This is a genomic window from Micromonospora lupini str. Lupac 08, assembly GCF_000297395.2.
Classification (GTDB): domain Bacteria; phylum Actinomycetota; class Actinomycetes; order Mycobacteriales; family Micromonosporaceae; genus Micromonospora; species Micromonospora lupini.
Window position 1 is genome coordinate 2,123,204 of record NZ_HF570108.1, and the last position, 16,177, is coordinate 2,139,380.

The 16,177-nt window shown below is 72.9% G+C and carries 15 protein-coding genes; 4 read left to right on the plus strand and 11 right to left on the minus strand.

Annotation, left to right across the window (positions count from 1 at the left end):
• Positions 1-96 precede the first annotated feature (96 nt).
• The gene (gene map / locus MILUP08_RS10990) at positions 97-915 is read left to right on the plus strand and encodes a type I methionyl aminopeptidase (protein ID WP_039907692.1); all 819 of its coding nucleotides are present in this window, start codon (positions 97-99) and stop codon (positions 913-915) included.
• A 36-nt stretch (positions 916-951) separates the two neighbouring features.
• Here the strand turns inward: map and MILUP08_RS10995 are convergent, their stop codons facing one another.
• From MILUP08_RS10995 to MILUP08_RS11010, 4 genes are all read right to left on the minus strand, one after another.
• Entirely contained in the window at positions 952-1,950 is a 999-nt protein-coding gene (locus MILUP08_RS10995) for a sensor histidine kinase (RefSeq protein ID WP_007457546.1), read from the minus strand.
• Positions 1,947-3,119: a DUF418 domain-containing protein gene (locus MILUP08_RS11000; RefSeq protein WP_007457548.1), complete on the minus strand. Its 1,173-nt coding sequence runs from the start codon at positions 3,117-3,119 to the stop codon at positions 1,947-1,949. The genes MILUP08_RS10995 and MILUP08_RS11000 overlap by 4 nt, the downstream gene beginning before the upstream one ends.
• Positions 3,120-3,191: 72 nt before the next feature.
• Positions 3,192-3,836, minus strand: a complete 645-nt coding sequence (locus MILUP08_RS11005; RefSeq protein ID WP_007457550.1) for a response regulator transcription factor — start codon at positions 3,834-3,836, stop codon at positions 3,192-3,194.
• A 42-nt stretch (positions 3,837-3,878) separates the two neighbouring features.
• Positions 3,879-4,706 carry a PIG-L family deacetylase gene (locus MILUP08_RS11010; protein WP_007457552.1) on the minus strand — a complete coding sequence of 276 codons (828 nt, stop codon included), beginning with the start codon at positions 4,704-4,706 and terminating at the stop codon, positions 3,879-3,881.
• A 202-nt stretch (positions 4,707-4,908) separates the two neighbouring features.
• Between MILUP08_RS11010 and MILUP08_RS11015 the strand changes: the two genes are divergently transcribed.
• Positions 4,909-5,802: an alpha/beta fold hydrolase gene (locus MILUP08_RS11015; RefSeq protein WP_007457556.1), complete on the plus strand. Its 894-nt coding sequence runs from the start codon at positions 4,909-4,911 to the stop codon at positions 5,800-5,802.
• Positions 5,803-5,843: 41 nt separating this feature from the next.
• Here the strand turns inward: MILUP08_RS11015 and prfH are convergent, their stop codons facing one another.
• Positions 5,844-6,500, minus strand: coding sequence for a peptide chain release factor H (prfH, locus tag MILUP08_RS11020; protein WP_007457558.1), 657 nt, complete (start codon positions 6,498-6,500; stop codon positions 5,844-5,846).
• Positions 6,497-7,687, minus strand: a complete 1,191-nt coding sequence (locus tag MILUP08_RS11025) for an RNA ligase RtcB family protein (protein ID WP_007457560.1) — start codon at positions 7,685-7,687, stop codon at positions 6,497-6,499. Before MILUP08_RS11025 ends, prfH begins: the two co-directional genes overlap by 4 nt.
• A gap of 270 nt (positions 7,688-7,957) precedes the next feature.
• On the opposite strand from MILUP08_RS11025, the gene MILUP08_RS11030 reads away from it, so the two are divergent.
• Complete coding sequence (locus MILUP08_RS11030) at positions 7,958-10,558, plus strand: LuxR C-terminal-related transcriptional regulator (protein WP_007457562.1); 2,601 nt, start codon at positions 7,958-7,960, stop codon at positions 10,556-10,558.
• Between the two features lie 56 nt (positions 10,559-10,614).
• On the opposite strand, the gene MILUP08_RS11035 is transcribed toward MILUP08_RS11030, so the two are convergent.
• From MILUP08_RS11035 to MILUP08_RS33730, 3 genes are read right to left on the minus strand one after another with little or no spacing between them, the layout of a single operon-like run.
• The gene (locus MILUP08_RS11035; RefSeq protein ID WP_007457564.1) at positions 10,615-11,220 is read right to left on the minus strand and encodes a hypothetical protein; all 606 of its coding nucleotides are present in this window, start codon (positions 11,218-11,220) and stop codon (positions 10,615-10,617) included.
• A gap of 4 nt (positions 11,221-11,224) precedes the next feature.
• Entirely contained in the window at positions 11,225-11,833 is a 609-nt protein-coding gene (locus tag MILUP08_RS11040; RefSeq protein WP_007457566.1) for a hypothetical protein, read from the minus strand.
• On the minus strand, positions 11,830-13,167 hold the full coding sequence (locus MILUP08_RS33730) for a hypothetical protein (protein WP_007457567.1): 1,338 nt from the start codon (positions 13,165-13,167) through the stop codon (positions 11,830-11,832). The genes MILUP08_RS11040 and MILUP08_RS33730 overlap by 4 nt, the downstream gene beginning before the upstream one ends.
• Before the next feature lie 101 nt (positions 13,168-13,268).
• Between MILUP08_RS33730 and MILUP08_RS11050 the strand changes: the two genes are divergently transcribed.
• The gene (locus tag MILUP08_RS11050; protein WP_007457568.1) at positions 13,269-13,799 is read left to right on the plus strand and encodes a P-loop NTPase family protein; all 531 of its coding nucleotides are present in this window, start codon (positions 13,269-13,271) and stop codon (positions 13,797-13,799) included.
• A 305-nt stretch (positions 13,800-14,104) separates the two neighbouring features.
• On the opposite strand, the gene MILUP08_RS37090 is transcribed toward MILUP08_RS11050, so the two are convergent.
• Entirely contained in the window at positions 14,105-15,277 is a 1,173-nt protein-coding gene (locus MILUP08_RS37090; RefSeq protein ID WP_007457570.1) for an ice-binding family protein, read from the minus strand.
• A gap of 188 nt (positions 15,278-15,465) precedes the next feature.
• Positions 15,466-16,116: a class I SAM-dependent methyltransferase gene (locus MILUP08_RS11060; protein ID WP_007457573.1), complete on the minus strand. Its 651-nt coding sequence runs from the start codon at positions 16,114-16,116 to the stop codon at positions 15,466-15,468.
• Positions 16,117-16,177 lie beyond the last annotated feature (61 nt).

The window sequence follows — 16,177 nt, forward strand, 5'->3', positions numbered from 1 at the left end:
GGATAGATGCGCCCGCACGGGCCGGCAATGTCGACCCGCCGACCCCTCCGCCCGACGTGGTATAAATATACCGGACCAGAGAGGGAAGGGTTGATCGTGATCGAGCTGAAGACCGCCGCAGAGGTCGATCGAATGGCCGTGACCGGCCAGTTCGTCGGCGAGCTGCTGGCCGAGCTGCGTGCGGTGGCGGCCGTCGGGGTCAACCTGCTGGACCTGGAGCACCACGCCCGCCGCCGGATCGAGGAGCGGGGCGCCGAGTCCTGCTACTGGGACTACACGCCGTCGTTCGGTCGCGGCCCGTTCCGCAACGTCCTGTGCCTCTCGGTCAACGACGCCGTGCTGCACGGTCTGCCGCACGACTACGTCCTGCGCGACGGTGACCTGCTGAGCATCGACATGGCGGTCGGGATCGACGGCTGGGCCGCCGACTCCGCGCTGTCCGTCATCGTCGGCACCCCCAGCCCGGCCGACCTGAAGCTGATCGAGGCCACCGAGGTCGCGCTGGCGGCCGGCATCGACGCCGCGCGGCCGGGCAACCAGCTCGGCGACATCTCCGCCGCCATCGGCGAGGTCGCCCACCGATACGGCTACCAGGTGAACGACGAGTTCGGCGGGCACGGGATCGGTCGGACCATGCACGAGGCCCCACACGTGCCCAACGACGGCCGGCCCGGGCGGGGCATGACGCTCAAGCCCGGCCTGACGCTCGCGATCGAGCCGTGGTTGTGCCGCAGCACCGGCAAGATCAAGTTTGACCAGGACGGGTGGACGATCCGGTCCGCGGACGGCTCGCGCTCGGCCCACTCGGAGCACACGGTGGCGGTCACCGAGGTCGGCCCCCGGGTGCTTACCAGCCGCCCCGGCCAGGGCGTACGGCCGGACAGCCGCAGCGGGCAGTCGGCCGCGACCTCCTGACGAGCACTGCGGTGGCCGGTGTCGAACGTCTGCGGGTCATCCTGGCTCGATCGGGATCGTGACCGTGGCCCGGGTCGGGCCGCCGACCGGGCTGTCCAGCGTCAGGCGGGCGTCGATGGCGTCGAGTCGACCCATGATGCCGCGCAGGCCGGTACCGCGGCCCGGGTCGGCGCCACCGCAGCCGTTGTCGTCGACGTGGATCCGTAGCAGGTCGCCGGCCCCGTCGTCGAAGGTCACGCTCGCCGCGGTGGCACCGCTGTGTTTCGCCACGTTGGCAAGGGTTTCGGCCACGGCGAAGTACGCCGCCGTCTGCACCGCCGGTGGGAGCTGCGCGGGCGGGTCGCCGGCGACGGTGACGGGCACCGCGAGGTCGAGCGCCAGGGCGCGGATGGCGTCACCGAGGCCGCGGTCGGCGAGGACCGCCGGGTGGATGCTCTGGGTGACGGTGCGAATGTCGCCGAGGGCGGCGGTCGCCGTGGCGCGGGCCTCCGCCAGCAGTTGCGCGGCACCGTCGACGTCGCGGCGCAGCAGCTCACCGGCCAGGCCGAGGGTCAGCGCCAGGGACACCAGGCGGGCCTGGGCCCCGTCGTGCAGGTCACGTTCGATCCGTTTCAGCTCGGCCGCCTGCTGGTCCACGGCGCTGCGGCGGGACCGGGTCAGCGTGGCGATCCGGTCGGTGAGCTCCCGCTCCCGGGCGCCGGGAGGGCGGCTGACCACCCAGGCGTGCAGTCCCACGATCGTCGCCATGCCGAGCAGCGTCCAGAACGGCCAGAAGTAGCCGCCGCCGGTGAGCACCCAGACGGTGAGGTCGGCGCACCCGATCAGGGTGCAGGCAGCGGCGTCGAGGGCGAGCCAGAGACGCCGGCCCGGTGGCACCCGCAGGGCCCGCCGCAGCAGGAGCCGGCCGAGCAGGACGATGCCGACGCCGAAGTACACCCACCGGGGCCAGAACACGCCGCGGCCGGTGACCAGCCACGCGACCGTGGCCGCGACGCAGAGCGTCCCGGCCACGGTCCTGCGGGTGGTGGCGGTCATCGGCGGGTGGCGCGGTAGGTGACGCGTCGCAGCAGCGTCTCCGCCGGCCCCCGGTGACCGGTGACGCTCAGAGCCCAGGCGGCGGCCAGCGAGACCAGCCAGGTGACGACCGCCGCGCCGGCGGCGGCGTACGTGCCCTCCAGGTGCAGCGCGAACGGCGCGAACAGCACCAGCCACACCGCGGACTGCAACAGGTATCCGCTCAGCGACCGTTGCCCGAGCGCGACCACCGGGGCGAGCAGGGCGCGGCCGCGGCGGGCGCGGTCGAGGCGCAGTGCCAGCAGGCCGAACAACGCCACGTAGCCCGGCCCTCCGTACTCGCCGCTCACCGCGTGGACGAGTGCCATGGCCTCGACCGTAGCGGCGTCGACGTGCACGGCGCCAGCGGCGATGAGCGTGTAGGGGACCGCGCCGACGACGGAGATGCCGAGGCAGCCCACGGCGACGCGGCGCAGCAGCGTGCGGTGTGCGGCGGGGTTCTCCAGGATGCGACGCCGGGCCGCCCAGATGCCCAACCACACGATGACGATGAACGGGAGCACGGTGGCCGTGTGCACCGGCCACTCGGCGAGACGGTCGAGGACGGACTGGCCGTACGACGAGGCGGCGAGCGACGGGTTCGGCGTGTTGGTGAGGACGGCGTCGCCGCCGCGCGCGCCGACGAGCGCGGTCACCGCCAGGACCCCGGCGTACGCGGTCTGGAAGCCCCACAGCCAGAGCACGACGCGGTGGAACCGGTCGCCGCGACGCAGCAACAGCAGGGTGGCGACGATACCGACGATGCCGTACGCGCCGAGGAAGTCCCCGAAGTACAGCAGCGCCGCGTGGAACAGGCCGAAGACGATCAGAGCGGCGTTGCGTCGCAACAGGATCCGCCGTGCGCGGTCGCCCTGCCGTCGGGCGATCTGCACGAGGCCGTACCCGAACATCACGGCGAAGACCGGGTAGGCGCGGCTGTCGACGAACATCGCCAGGACGGCGTTGACGACGCGCTGCGCGCCGTGCGGCGTGCCGTCCAGGCCGGGCTGGCCGGCGAACGCGGCGTTCGCGGCGTTCGCGAGCGCGATGAAGAGCAGCATGGCGCCGCGGGCGAGGTCGGGGGCGAGGGCACGGTCGGCCCGGGGAACGGGGCCCGCGTGGAGGGCCCTCGTGCTTGTGGTTGCGGTCATGTCCTCAGGCTCGTCGCTGACGAGACGCGTTTCGAGGAGCCTGGAACCCCTCCCGCGGTGGTACCAGTACCCCTATGCGTCGAGGTAGGCGAGGACGGCGAGGACACGCCTGTTGTCGTCCTCGGACGACTGCAGCCCGAGCTTGGCGAAGATGCTGTTGGTGTGCTTCGCGACGGCCTTCTCCGTGATGAACAGGGCCGCGCCGATCGCCGCGTTGGACCGGCCCTGCGCCATCTGCCCGAGCACCTCCCGCTCGCGGGGGGTCAACCGGTCCAGGGGCAGCACCCGGGTCCGGCTGTCGAGCAGCTTCGCCACCACCGTCGGGTCGAGCGCGGTGCCGCCGGCGGCCACCCGGCGGACCGCGGCCACGAACTCGCCGAGGTCGGACACCCGGTCCTTGAGCAGGTAGCCGATCCCGCCGTGGCCGTCGGCGAGCAGCTCCCGCGCGTACAGCCGCTCCACGTACTGGGAGAGCACCAGCACCGGCAGCCCCGGCACCTCGGCCCGCGCCGCGAGCGCGGCCCGCAGACCCTCGTCGGTGTACGTCGGCGGCAGCCGCACGTCGACCACTGCCACGTCGGGACGCCGCGTGACGAGCTCCCGCAGCAGATCCGGACCGCTGCCCACGGCGGCGACGACCTCGAAGCCGTGGGCCTCCAACAGCCGGATCAACCCGTCCCGCAACAACACCAGGTCTTCCGCCACCACCACCCGCACCCGGCAACGGTAGCGGGCCCCGCCGCCGGGCGTGGGTACGCGTCAGCGCAGGCCGGCGAAGAGGTCGTCCTCGGGCACCGGCGCGTCGGTCGTGTCCCGCACCCGGACGAAGGTCTCCGTGCCCATCAGCTCGGTGAACCGCTCCTGGCCGAGCTGAAGGAAGAAGATGTTCTCGGTCTGGCTGGCGTGCGCGGCCAGCGCCTCGAACTTCTGCGCGCCGTAGCTCCGCGTGTCGACCCAGGTGGTGATCTCGTCGTCGGGCAGGCCCAGCTCGGGCACGTCCGACGACGGGTCCGGATCGGCCCACTCGACGCCGAGCTCCTTCATGATCCGGCCGAACTCCGTGAACGCCGTCCGCGGCACGGTGGTCCAGTAGACCTTCGCGGCGACGTCGGTCTGCGCGACGGCGGCCATGGTGATGCGGTGCGCCTGGATGTGGTCCGGGTGGCCGTAGAAGCCGTTCTCGTCGTAGGTGACGATGACGTCCGGCTGGTAGCGGCGGATCAGGTCGGCGAGCCGGTCCGCGGCCTCGGCCACCGGCGTCGTCCAGAAGGAGCCGGGCTGGTCGTTCGTCGACCACCCCATCATCCCGGAGTCGCCGTAGCCGAGCGTCTCCAGGTGGGTGACCTTCAACGTCGCGCAGCTGGCCTCCAGCTCGTTCTGACGCATCTCCACGACGGCGGCCGGGTCGTGGCCGGGCTCGCCGGGCTTGACCCCGCCGGGGCCGTCGCCGCACCGCCCGTCGGTGCAGGTCACGAGGACCGTGGTGACACCTTCGGCGGCGTACCGGGCAAGGACGCCGCCGGTGCTCGTCGCCTCGTCGTCGGGGTGGGCGTGCACCGCCATCAGGGTCAGGGATCGCTCAGCCATGCCATCACCCTACGACCAGTGTCGCGCCCGCACGGCGAGTGTCCTGTTCGGGGACGCATTCTAGCCATTCGCGCGACAGCCCTGCCGTTCTTGCGCAACCCGCTGTCGGGCGGCCCGCGGGTCCCTGAGAATTTGGGGCTGGGCCGGTGGTCTCCGGCCACCTGTCGGCAGCGGAAATCAGGCGAAGAAGAGGGCCGGTCCCATGGCAGTGTTCGAGGACGTGCGACAGATCGACGCCGGGGTCCTGAACGTCGGATACGTGGACGCCGGCCCGGCCGACGGCGCTCCGGTGATCCTCCTGCACGGCTGGCCGTACGACATCCACAGCTTCGCCGACGTCGTACCGTTGCTCACCGACGCCGGCCACCGGGTCGTCGTCCCGTACCTGCGGGGTTTCGGCACGACGCGGTTCCGGTCCGACGACACCGTGCGCAACGGCGAACCGGCGGCCCTGGGGCTCGACCTCGTCGCACTCATGGACGCCCTGGGCATCGACAGCGCGAAGCTGGCCGGGTTCGACTGGGGCGCGCGTACGGCCGATGTCGTGGCCGCCCTGTGGCCGGAGCGCTGCCGGGGTCTGGTGTCGGTGAGCGGTTATCTGATCGACGGGCAGGAATCGGGCCGGACGCCGCTGCCGCCGAAGGCCGAGTTCTCCTGGTGGTACCAGTACTACTTCGCCACCGAGCGCGGCCGGCAGGGGTACGACAGGAACCGCCGCGACTTCGCCCGGCTGATCTGGCAGACCGCGTCGCCACGGTGGACGTTCGACGACGCGACCTTCGAGCGCAGCGCCGCCGCTTTCGACAACCCCGACCACGTCGACGTCGTGATCCACAACTATCGCTGGCGGTTGGCGCTCGCCGAGGGCGAACCGCAGTACGACGAGGTGGAGAAGCGCCTTGCCGGCAAGCCGACGATCACGGTGCCCAGCATCAGCCTGGAGGGGGACGCCAACGGCGCGCCCCACCTCGATCCCAGCGTCTACGGCAAGCAGTTCGCCGGCCGGTACGAGCACCGGACCGTCGGCGGCGGCATCGGGCACAACCTGCCCCAGGAGGCGCCCCGCGCGTTCGCCGACGCGGTCCTGGAGGTCTGAGCCGCCCCTGGCGCGGAGCCGCCGCGCCGGGACGTCCGCCCTCAGCGGCCGGAGGTCGGGCGTCCGCCCCGCCGCCGGCTCGGCGCGGGCGCCGGGCGTTCGGTGCGGATCGGGTCGCCCCGCACCAGGTCGTCGTGGATGCGCCAGCGGGCGGTGGTGACCGCGCGTCGGGCCTCCTCGTCGCCGCTCTCGACACGCTGCCGCAGCAGGTGCAGGGCGATGCGCCGGTTGAGACTGAACTGTCGTTCGTCGTCCACCACCACGACGAGGCCCGAGGGGCGGTGGGTGGCGCGTACCGCCGTGCTGGCCTTGTTGCGGTGCTGGCCGCCGGGACCGCCGGTGCGGCACCCGACGATGTCGACGTCGGCCTCGGCGAACGTCGTCGGCGGCGCGTCGCTCGGCGGCGGTTGAGCGGTCACGTACCAGTTCTTCCGACCGGCGCTCGTCCGGTAGGGGCTGGGCGCCTGCCAGCACAGTGTGCCCGTCCACGAGGCGGCGAACGCCTCGGCGTCGACGCCGGACATCCCGATCAGCGCCGACCGGTAGGTGCCGGGCCGGTCACCGGGCACCAGGTCGACCCGCTGGACCGTCACTCCGCGCCGGGTGGCGTCGTCCTCCAGGCGGTCCAGGAGCTGCCCGAGCGCCCAGGCGCACTCCCGTGGGCCACGGCCGGCGGACAGCAGCAGCTGCGCGCTCACGACCGTCCCCGCCCGTGGCGCCTGTCGCGCCGTTCCGACGACCGGGGCGCGGTTCCCACGTCCGGCGTCTTGTAGGTGACCAGGGGGATCGTGGTGGCCACCGGCGTGGCGAGACGGTGCTCGACGAGGTCGCCGATCACCTGCTCGATCCGCTTGTACGCCGTGGGCGCCTCCTCGAAGAGCAACTGGCGGTCGCCGCAGACCACCAGGGAACCCACAGGCGTACGCCGCAGCTCATCGACCGTGTGCTTGGCCCGGCCCCGGCGCAGCGCGTCGGCGCGGGACATCTTGCGGCCCGCGCCGTGCGCCACCGAGTGGTTGGCGTCCGCCCCCGAATGGGCGGCCACGAGATACGACGCGGTACCCCGCGTGCCGGCCACGAGCACGTCGCGGCCGTCACCGGGCGCCGCCCCCTTGCGGTGCAGGTAGACGCCGTCGCGCACCTCGACCAGGTTGTGGCACTGGTCGACCACCGGCTCGGTCGGCTCGGCCCCCAGGGCGTACGCGACGCGGGCGGCCAGCAGCCGTCGGTTGAGCGAGCCCCAGCGCACCGCCTCGTCGTGCCGGGCCAGGTAGTCGGCCGGGTCCGCGGCGGGGCCCGCCCCGTGCGCCTCGGTGTGCGTCCGCAGGATCCGCTCGCCCAGGCCCCGCGAGCCGCTGTGCACCACGAGGACGAGGTCCCCGGTGCTCAGCCCGAGCCGCTGCGCGTGGTCCGGCGCGAAGACGGTGTCGACGCGTGCCAGCTCGACGAAGTGGTTGCCGCGGCCGACCGTGCCGAGACCGTCCAGATGGCCGGCGGGAACGTCCCCCGGGACGACGGCCCAGGCCGGGTCGTCGGCGTCCCGCTCGGGGTCGAGCGCGCGGTCGAGGTCGGGGAACCGGGCAGCCAGCCGCTCGGGTACGACGCGCCGGAGTCGAATGGGGAACACCGCGATACCGCAACCGATGTCGGAGCCCACCAGGAACGGGTACAGGACTGTCGACGCCATGGCCGCGCCGATCGGGGCGCCCTTGCCCGGGTGCAGGTCCGGCATGCCGGCAACGTGGATCATGCCGTCGAGGGCGGCGACCCGCCGACACTGGTCCAGAGCGGCGGACTCGATCCAACTCGTGGGGGACGCGAACACGGCGACGGTGGCCGGGGCGGACGGGGACAGGGACTCCCGAGGGGAGTGGTGCTCAGACAACGACGCTCACTTCTCGTTCAAGCGAAAGGGACGGACGGCGGTACGGCGCCGGTGGGCGCGAAGCGGCCTCGGCGCGGTGCTCGGGTGGTGTCCGTCAGTACGTCATGGGCACCACTCTGGCGACGCCCGTCGGGTGTGGCAACCGGTTATCGACGACGCCCAGCCGAGATCGGCCCCTTCGGCAGCGCCTGGCCAGGCACGATTGCCGCTGGGCGACATCTGTCGGATGGATGATGGCCGCCGACGAGGGCGGCGGGTCATCATCCGGGAATGCTGACGGGGCGTGACGGCCTGCTCGCCGAGGCCCGCACCGCACTGGTGCGGGCCGACGGCGCCGTCCTCATCGGTCCGGCGGGGGTCGGCCGCACCGCCCTCGCCCGGGCCGTCGTCGCCGACCTGACGCCCCGGCTCTTCGCCGCCGTGTGGATCACCGCCACCGAGGCGAGCAAGGCGGTGCCGTTCGGCGCGCTCGGTCAACTCCTCGCCGGCGGCCACCCCGCCCTGCACCCGGCCCTCGTGCACAGCACCGTGCGGGCCAGTCTGGCGCAGCGGTGCGGCGCCACCCGTACCCCGGTCCTGGTCATCGACGACGCCCACCTGCTCGACGGGCCGTCCGCCGGTGTGCTGCTCGGTCTCGTCCAGGCCCGTGCGGTCCGTGCGCTGGTCACCGTCCGGTCGGGGGTTCCGGCCCCGGACGCGGTAGTCGCGCTGTGGAAGGACGTGGGGCTGCCTCGGCTGGTGGTGCCCGCCCTGGCCGAGGCCGAGGTCGGCGCGCTTGCCGAGGAGCTGTTGACCGGCCCGGTCAGTCGATCCACCACCCAGCTGCTGTGGCAGTGGACGGGCGGGCTGCCGCACCTCGCGGTGGCGCTGATCGACCACGGGCGGGAGGTCGGCTCGCTGGCGCGTGACACCGACCAGTGGCGCTGGCGGGCCGGCCTGGCGGTGCCGGCGCAGGTGGCCGACCTGCTCGACGGGGAACTGGACCGTATCGGTCGCCCCGGCGAGGAGGCGCTGGCCGCCCTGGCGCTGGGCGGGCCGCTGCCGCTGTCCGTCGTGGAGGCCGCCGCGTCGCCGGACCTGCTCGCCGACCTCGAACAGCTCGGCATGGTCCGCAGCGAGGAGCGCGGCCAGCAGGTCCTGGTGCGGTTGCGTGATCCGATGCTCGGCGCCGCGGTGCGTCGGCGGATGTCACCCGCGCGGCGTCGGCGCGTGTCGGCGGCGCTGCTGACCAGCACGCGGCAGACGACCCTGCACGGCCCACACGAGATGGCCAGCGCGCTCTGGGCGGTGCACGCCGGGCAACCGATCGGCCCGCCGGAGCTGGTCAGGTCGGCCAGCCTCTGCCTGTACGCCGATCCGGCCGCCTCGGAACAACTGGCCCGGCGTGCCTGGCAGGAGGGCGGCGGAGCCTCGGCGGCTGTCGCGCTCAGCGCCGCGCTTGTCGAGCAGGGCCGCACCGCCGAGGCGTACGAGACACTGCGGACCGCCGAACGGGACGCCGAGGCGGTCGGGGACCGGGCCGCCCGGGTGACTGTGGGAATGGCCCTGGCCGGGCACCGCACCTGGGTCGGGCGCGAGCCACGGCAGGCGTACGAGGATCTGCGGCGACTGCGCGCGGACGCCGAGGCGGCGGGTGACTCGGCCGGCCGGGCCGAGCTGGCCGCCGTCGGCGTGGTCGTCGAGCTGTTCAGCGGCGAGGCGGGGCGGGCGCTGCACCGCGCTCGGCAGCTGTTGGGGGAGTCGCTCCCCCGCGGCGCGCACCTGCGGGTCACCCTGGCGTCGGTCGCCGCGCTGGTGCTGACCGGCCGCACCGAGGAGGCGGTACGGGTGGGCCGTGCGGCGGTCGCCGCCCTCGAGCGGTCCGGCTCGTCGGCGCTGCCACAGGTCCGCGGCATGGCCGGGGCGGCGCTGGCGTTGGCCGAGCTGTGGCGACAACCCACCCCGACCGGCCCGGTCACCGACCCGGCCGCCGGACGCTGGCCGCTGCCCCCGGACCCGCTCGTCTCCGGTCTGTCGCACACCGCCTGGCCCCTCTTCGACGGATACGCCCAGCGGGTCAGTGGCGACCGGACGGGCGCCATCAGCCGGCTCCGGGACGCCGTCGCACAGCAGACCGGCGGCACCGGGATGTTCCGTTCCGAGGCCACCGGCTGGCTCGCCGTCACCCTGGCCGAGGACGGCCGTCCGGACGAGGCGGAGGCGGTGCTCCGGGAGCATCCGGTCGACGCGGTCGCGCTCGTGCCGGGACTGCGGCCGTGGGCGCTGGCCGCGATCGCCGAGGCGTCCGGCCGTCGGGTGCGGGCCGGACAACTGATGGACGAGGCGATAGTCGTCGCCCACGCCTCCGGCTGCTGGCTGGTGGAGCTGGGCTATCTCATCTACGCCGCACACCTGGAGCCGGTCGCCGGTCCCGCGCGCTACGCGGGTCGCATCGCCGAGGCCATCGGGTACGTGGACGCCGAGCGGCTGGTCGCCGCCGGACGGGCGGTGATCGCGCTGGCGGGACGCAATCCGACAGTGATGCTGGAACACGCCCACCGCCTCGTGGACATGAACATGGCCGGCGAGGCGTTGAAGGTGGCCGACGAGCTCGGCCGGCAGGCCGCCACGACCGGCAGCGTCCGGCTCGCCGTCGACCTGCGTGCCCGCCTGGGCACGGCGGTGCACGGAAACCCGGCGACGACGGCGGGGCTGACCGCGCGCGAGACGCAGATCGCCGGCTTCGCCGCCCGGGGCCTGTCCGACCGGGAGATCGCCGACCAGTTGGTGCTGTCGGTGCGTACCGTCCAGACGCATCTGGGTCGGGCGTACCGCAAGCTGGCGGTGACCTCGCGACGGGACCTGTCCGACGCGTTGCGGCCGGCCGGCTGACCACGCGGCGGCGGCCGTGGCGCGACGTGCGCCACGGCCGGCCGTAGTTGAGGACGCTAGGAGTTCTTGGTGTAGCAGGTGACCCGGCCGTTGGAGTCCTCGTGGCACTCCGCCCCCTTGGCGCCGAGGACGTTCACCGTGCCCACCAGGGCGGTGATGCCCAGCACCGTCAGGATCCCCGTGCCCACCTTCTTGGCCAGCTCGGCGAAGTTGGCAGTGACGTCGAGTCGGAAGCTGACCGGCGCGTACCGGATCTGCTCCCACAACTCGGCGATGCGCGGGTCGTGGCCGGTGATGCTGAAGTCGTCGCTGCTGTGGTCGTCGGTGACCCGGCCGCTCGCGACGGCCACGAACACGTTCTTGTTCTGGTCCACCACGTTCGGTCCGGCGGCGAAACTCCAACTGTGGCTGAGGAGACCGTTCTCGTGCACGTGCCCCTGGAACCAGTAGTGGCCGTCGCTGGCCATCCGCAGCCAGGCGGTGCCCTTGACGCTGGACGGCAGCAGGCTTCCGGAGAACGTGTTGCTCCACTCCTGCTCCAGCCGTTCCATCGCCGTCCGGGTCGACCCGACCGGATGCCCGACCTGCGCGCCCACCTGGCGCAGGGTCAGCGGCGCCCGGATGTCGAGGTACCGGGTCGCGGCCGTACGGACGCTTGTCACGGTGTCACTCCCTCGACTTCCACATGTGGACGGTGCCGTTCTCGTCCTTGTAGGCGTGGACCTTGCCCGGCTGACCGAAGAACGCGACCCACCCGGCGACCACGGCACCGAGGATGACGAGCGGAATCCACTTCAGGATGTTGCCGATCAGCTGCCCGACGTTCATCGTCACGCTGAGCCGGAAGTTCACCGGGGCGTTGCTGAGCTGGTCCCAGTACTGCCCGATCCGCGGATCCTGGCCGAGCTCGGCGAAGTCGTCACTGCTGCTGTTGTCCGACACCTTGCCGCTGGCGGAGAAGACGAAGGCGTTGCCGTCGGCGTCCAGAAAACCCGGCGTGGCCACGAACGACCAACTGTGCGCGACCGCGCCGTTCTCGTGCACGTGGCCCTCGAACATGTAGTGGCCGTCGCTGAACAACCGCAGCCACGCGCTGCCCTTCACGCTGGAGGGGAGCAGGCTGCCGGAGAACCACTCGCTGGACGTCTGGTCCAGTTGTGCCAGCAGCCGTCGGCTGGACCCGGTGGGGTGGCCGACGTCGCCCCCGACCTCCCGCATCGTCATCGGCGCCTCGAACCGGAGATACTTTCCGGCCGCCTGACGCAGGCTGGTCATGACGTGGTCACCAGGATCGGCACCAGCGCCCGACCGGTCGGCAGCGGACCCAGCGCCTTGCCCAGGATCGCCCCGACCGCCTTGAGCGGGTCGGCCACCCGCATGGCGTGCCCCCGGGTGGGGGAGGTGGTCAGCAGGTCACCGGGCCGCACCGCGCCGTGCGTCGCGTCGACCAGGCAGTAGACCTTGCCGGCCAGGGCCAGCGGCCGACGCTGGTCGCTGTCCGGACGCCGGTCCAGCACCATCGCCGGGGCGAAGCTGCCGGCTCCGGAGACCACGCCGGCCACCGCGCTGTCGTACGGCTTGTCGGCCAGTTCCAGCGCGCCGGTCTCGCCGATGACCAGCACCGCGCCCGGGATCGCCGAGTGCAGGTGGCCGGCCGCGACGTCGAACTCCTCGGCCAGGTCGGCGTTGCTGAGCGAGATGTCGCCGTGCACACCGTCGATGACCACCGTGTACGCCCGGGTGTCCGGGTTGGCGAAGGACATCGAGCTCTGGTCGCCGCTGATCCCGACGGTGTACGTGCGGGTCTTGCTGTGGCAGAACTTGATGTGGTTGTTCGTGCCGTCCAGGTCGACCTGGTTCGCCGCGACGATCTTCGAGCTGACCGCGTTCGTCGCGGACATGTTTGTCGCCGTGACGCTGGGGCTGTTCAGGTTGTTGGCCGCCCACAGGTCACCCGTCGTGCCGTTGAGCAGCAGTTTGTACTGCCGCGTGTCGGGGTGGGCGAAGGACATCGAGCTGTGCTCGCCGTCGATGCCGACGGTGTAGGTGCGGGTCTTGCTGTGGCAGAACTTGATGTGGTTGTTCGGGCCGTCCAGGTCGACCTGGTTGGCGCTGAGGCTCCGGCTGTTGACGTTGTTGGCCGCCCACAGGTTGCCGTTCTGCCCGTCCAGGATCGTCGTGTACGCGCGCTTGTCGTTCGCCAGGCTGATGGTGCTGGTGCCGCCGTTCATCCCGATCGTGTACGCGCGGGTCGTGAAGTTGGTGAGCACCAGGCCGTTGTCGGCGCCGTCGAGCACGACGGCCCGGGCGGCGACGGTGTCGGCGGTGATGGTCGTCGGCGGGGCCGGCGTCGGCGTGGCCGGTGCCGCTTGGGCGTCACCCTTGGCGACCGGCGCCGCCGTGGCGGGTGGTCCCTCGGCGCGCTGCGCCTGCTCCGCCTGGCGGGCCTGCTCGGGTACCCGCAGCGGCGGCGGTGCCGGCGCGGCGATGTCCGCCCGGGCCGGCGTGTCGTCGGTCCGCTGCGGCGGCGTGATCGGTGTCGTGGTGGGCCGGACGATCGCCTCGGCGCTGTCCGGGCTGCTGGCCTTCGCGGCCTCGTTGCTTGTCATGTGTCCATTGCAGCGGCCGGCCGGCCACCGATCGTCCGCACTCACTACGTAGCTTGGTCCGCTCGACTACGCAGTGGCCGGCGGCGGCGTACGCTGCCGCGATGACCGCAGCGCGCCGCATCCTGATCTACGGGGTGTACGGCGCCGGCAAGTCCACTCTGGCCGCACGGTTGGCGCAGCGTCTCGGGTTGCCGTGGTATCCGGTGGACGACCTGCTGTGGCTGCCGGGATGGGTCGAGGTGCCGGTCGCCGAGCAGCGCCGCCGGATCGAGGAGATCTGCCGCCGGGACACCTGGATCATCGACGGCGCGTACCACGGCTGGCGGGACGTGCCGTTGGCGCGTGCCGACCTGGTCGTTGCCCTGGACTACCCGCGGTGGCGTTCGTTCTGGCGGTTGCTCCGCCGGACGCTGCGCCGCCTGGGCACCGGCGAGATGATCTGCAACGGGAACCGCGAATCACTGGGCAGTGTGCTGTCCGGGGACTCGATCCTGCTCTGGCACGTCGCCGCGTTCGGCCGGGCACGGCGGCGGATGCGCGCCTGGCAGGCCGATCCGGCCGGGCCGCCGGTGCTGCTGTTCGCGAACCCGGCGGCCCTGGACGACTGGCTGGCGGGCCTGCCGACCCGCTGACGGAGCTACCGCCGTCGCCCAGCTGGCCTGTGGCGGCACCCCGGACGGCCAACCGGAGCCGACGCCGCGACCCGCGTCCTTGATCGGTGGCAGCTGAGCAACTCGACACGCCCCGCACCGCCCTGCTGAGCTGCCACCGATCGCCGCGCCGGCTCCCGTCCGACGAGTCGGCGCCGTCCGTGAACGAGGGCAGCGCCGACCCGGTCGCCGACGCGACGCAGCTTGCCGCATACGCCTGGGCGACCGCCCGCAAACCGATGTCGATCGGGGCCCGGCCGGCAGGTCACACCGGCCGGGCCCGTCGATCAGGAGGCCTGCGACCGTCGACGACGCGCGAGGAAGAGCGCGAGCCCGCCCAGGGCGACAAGCACACTTCCCATGCTCGTCATGGCAGGTACCACGCCGCTGCCGGTGACCGGCAGGACGTTCTGGCCCGACCTGTCGCGTGCGTCAGGTGCGCCTGACCTACCGGGGGCGCCGGGTGCCCCAGGGCTGCCGGGCGCTCCGGTGCGCCGGGGCTGCCGGGTGCGCCTGGGCGTGCCGGGCGCGTCCTGGGCGTGCCGGGCGCGTCCTCGGGCCGTGCCGGGCGCTCCTGGGCTGCCGGGGGCGCCAGGGCTGCCGGGCGCTCCTGGGCTGCCGGGGGCGCCGGGGCTGCCGGGTGCTCCGGGGCTACCGGGTGGGCCGGAGGGCCCCGCTGGTCCGGTGGGGCCGGTCGGTCCGGTCGGTCCGGGTGGACCTGTCGGCCCGGCGCACACCGGTGCGGAGATGGTGTTGGTGTCGAGGGTGACGGCGGCGGTTCGTGCCAGCGCGCGGCCCTGCAGGGTCGCGCCCGTGGCCATCGTGATCGCGGCCTGGGCCATGATGGTGCCCACGAAGGTGGTGCTCGTGCCGATCGTCGCCGAGCTGCCGACCTGCCAGAACACGTTGCAGGCCGACGCTCCGTTGATCAGGACGACGCTGCTGCTCGACGCCGTCGTCAGCGACGAGTCGATCTGGAAGATGAACACGGCCGCGGGGTTGCCCTGACCGTTGAGGGTGAGTGCCCCGGTGAGTTGCGCGGCTCCGATCCGGTAGACGCCCGCGTTGAGTGTGTTACCCCCGAGTTCCGCGGGCAGGATGGTGAACGGGGTCCGGCCGGCGGCGTCGTTGTACGCAGTGGTCAGGTCGCTCTGGGCCTGGAGCGCCACCGCGTCGCCGAGGTGGATCTCACCACCGATGGTCGCCGTTTCGAAGCCCGAGGCGGCGCTGCCCGGGAATCTGCCGAGACTCTGGGCGAGGAAGCTCGGGCCGGTGTTGGTCGGTTCGGCTCCGGCCAGGACGGAGAAGTTGCCTGCCGTCCCCAGTCCCACCGGGGCGTCGGCCGCGTTGGCGGCGGTCGAGCTGAAGAGGAGCAGGCTGGCTGCCACGGCGACGGCCGCGCAGGCGCCGAGGGCCGGTAGGACCGCCCGCCGGAGAAGACGAATGGGTCGTGCTGTCACAAAATCAACCTCCGTGCAGAAACTCGCAGGAGGCGTGACGCGTCCTGCGCAGAACGGCCTGGTGAGACGGCCGGGTGCGCTGACCACCACAACATGCGATCGGACGATATGCCGTGAAAACGGGACAATAATGGGTAAACGCGAGATCGGAAGGGCTCGCATTCGCGTCCTCCACAGAGGCCGGACGCTCAGTGCAGCCGCTGCTCCGGCAGGGTCGCCCGGCCCAGCACGCACGGCGAGGAGGGGCTGGAACTGGAGGCCGGGAACCGGAAACGACGCAGCTCGTCGATGGCGAACCCGGCCGTCCGGATGGCAGCGGTGGTGTCGCGGCCGGTGTGGCAGCCGGCGAACAGTCTGGGCCAGACCGTGGCGTCGGACAGCCGTTGGACCCGGCGTAGACGGCCGGGCTCCTCGGCGGCGACGTGCTCGAAGAAGCGCAGCTGCCCGCCCGGGCGTAGCACGCGGCGGATCTCGGCGAGCGCGGCCGACTGGTCGGGCACGGTGCACAACACCAACGCGACAACGGCGGCGTCGAATTCACCCTCTCCGGCGGGCAACGCCTCGGCCAGGCCGTCGACGACAGTGACCGGCACCGGTGCGGCCGGTGCGGCCCGGACGGCGGCGGCACGCAGTCGTCGCTCCGGCTCCACCGCGACGACCTCGGTCACCGTCGGTGGGTAGTGGGCGAACATGCGGCCGTTGCCGGCACCGACCTCGATCACCCGGCCGGTCAGGCCGGCGGCCAGGTCACGGCGGAACGCGGCGGTGCCGGCGCGGTCCATGGCGACAGAGAGCCGCTCGTAGACCCGGGCGAACACCGGGTGGGACACCGCGGCCACGTCGACCTCCAGAGGTGAGCGGGGCTGCTGCCGAGGGCAGGCCGCCCTCGACGAGGACGCT

Coding starts and splice junctions, on each gene's coding strand:
- MILUP08_RS10995 (WP_007457546.1), bottom strand. CDS start 1,950: ATGACCGCCACCACCCGCAGGACCGTGGCCGGGACGCTCTGCGTCGCG.
- MILUP08_RS11000 (WP_007457548.1), bottom strand. CDS start 3,119: ATGACCGCAACCACAAGCACGAGGGCCCTCCACGCGGGCCCCGTTCCC.
- MILUP08_RS11010 (WP_007457552.1), bottom strand. CDS start 4,706: ATGGCTGAGCGATCCCTGACCCTGATGGCGGTGCACGCCCACCCCGAC.
- MILUP08_RS11015 (WP_007457556.1), top strand. CDS start 4,909: ATGGCAGTGTTCGAGGACGTGCGACAGATCGACGCCGGGGTCCTGAAC.
- MILUP08_RS11030 (WP_007457562.1), top strand. CDS start 7,958: ATGCTGACGGGGCGTGACGGCCTGCTCGCCGAGGCCCGCACCGCACTG.
- MILUP08_RS11040 (WP_007457566.1), bottom strand. CDS start 11,833: ATGACCAGCCTGCGTCAGGCGGCCGGAAAGTATCTCCGGTTCGAGGCG.
- MILUP08_RS33730 (WP_007457567.1), bottom strand. CDS start 13,167: ATGACAAGCAACGAGGCCGCGAAGGCCAGCAGCCCGGACAGCGCCGAG.
- MILUP08_RS11050 (WP_007457568.1), top strand. CDS start 13,269: ATGACCGCAGCGCGCCGCATCCTGATCTACGGGGTGTACGGCGCCGGC.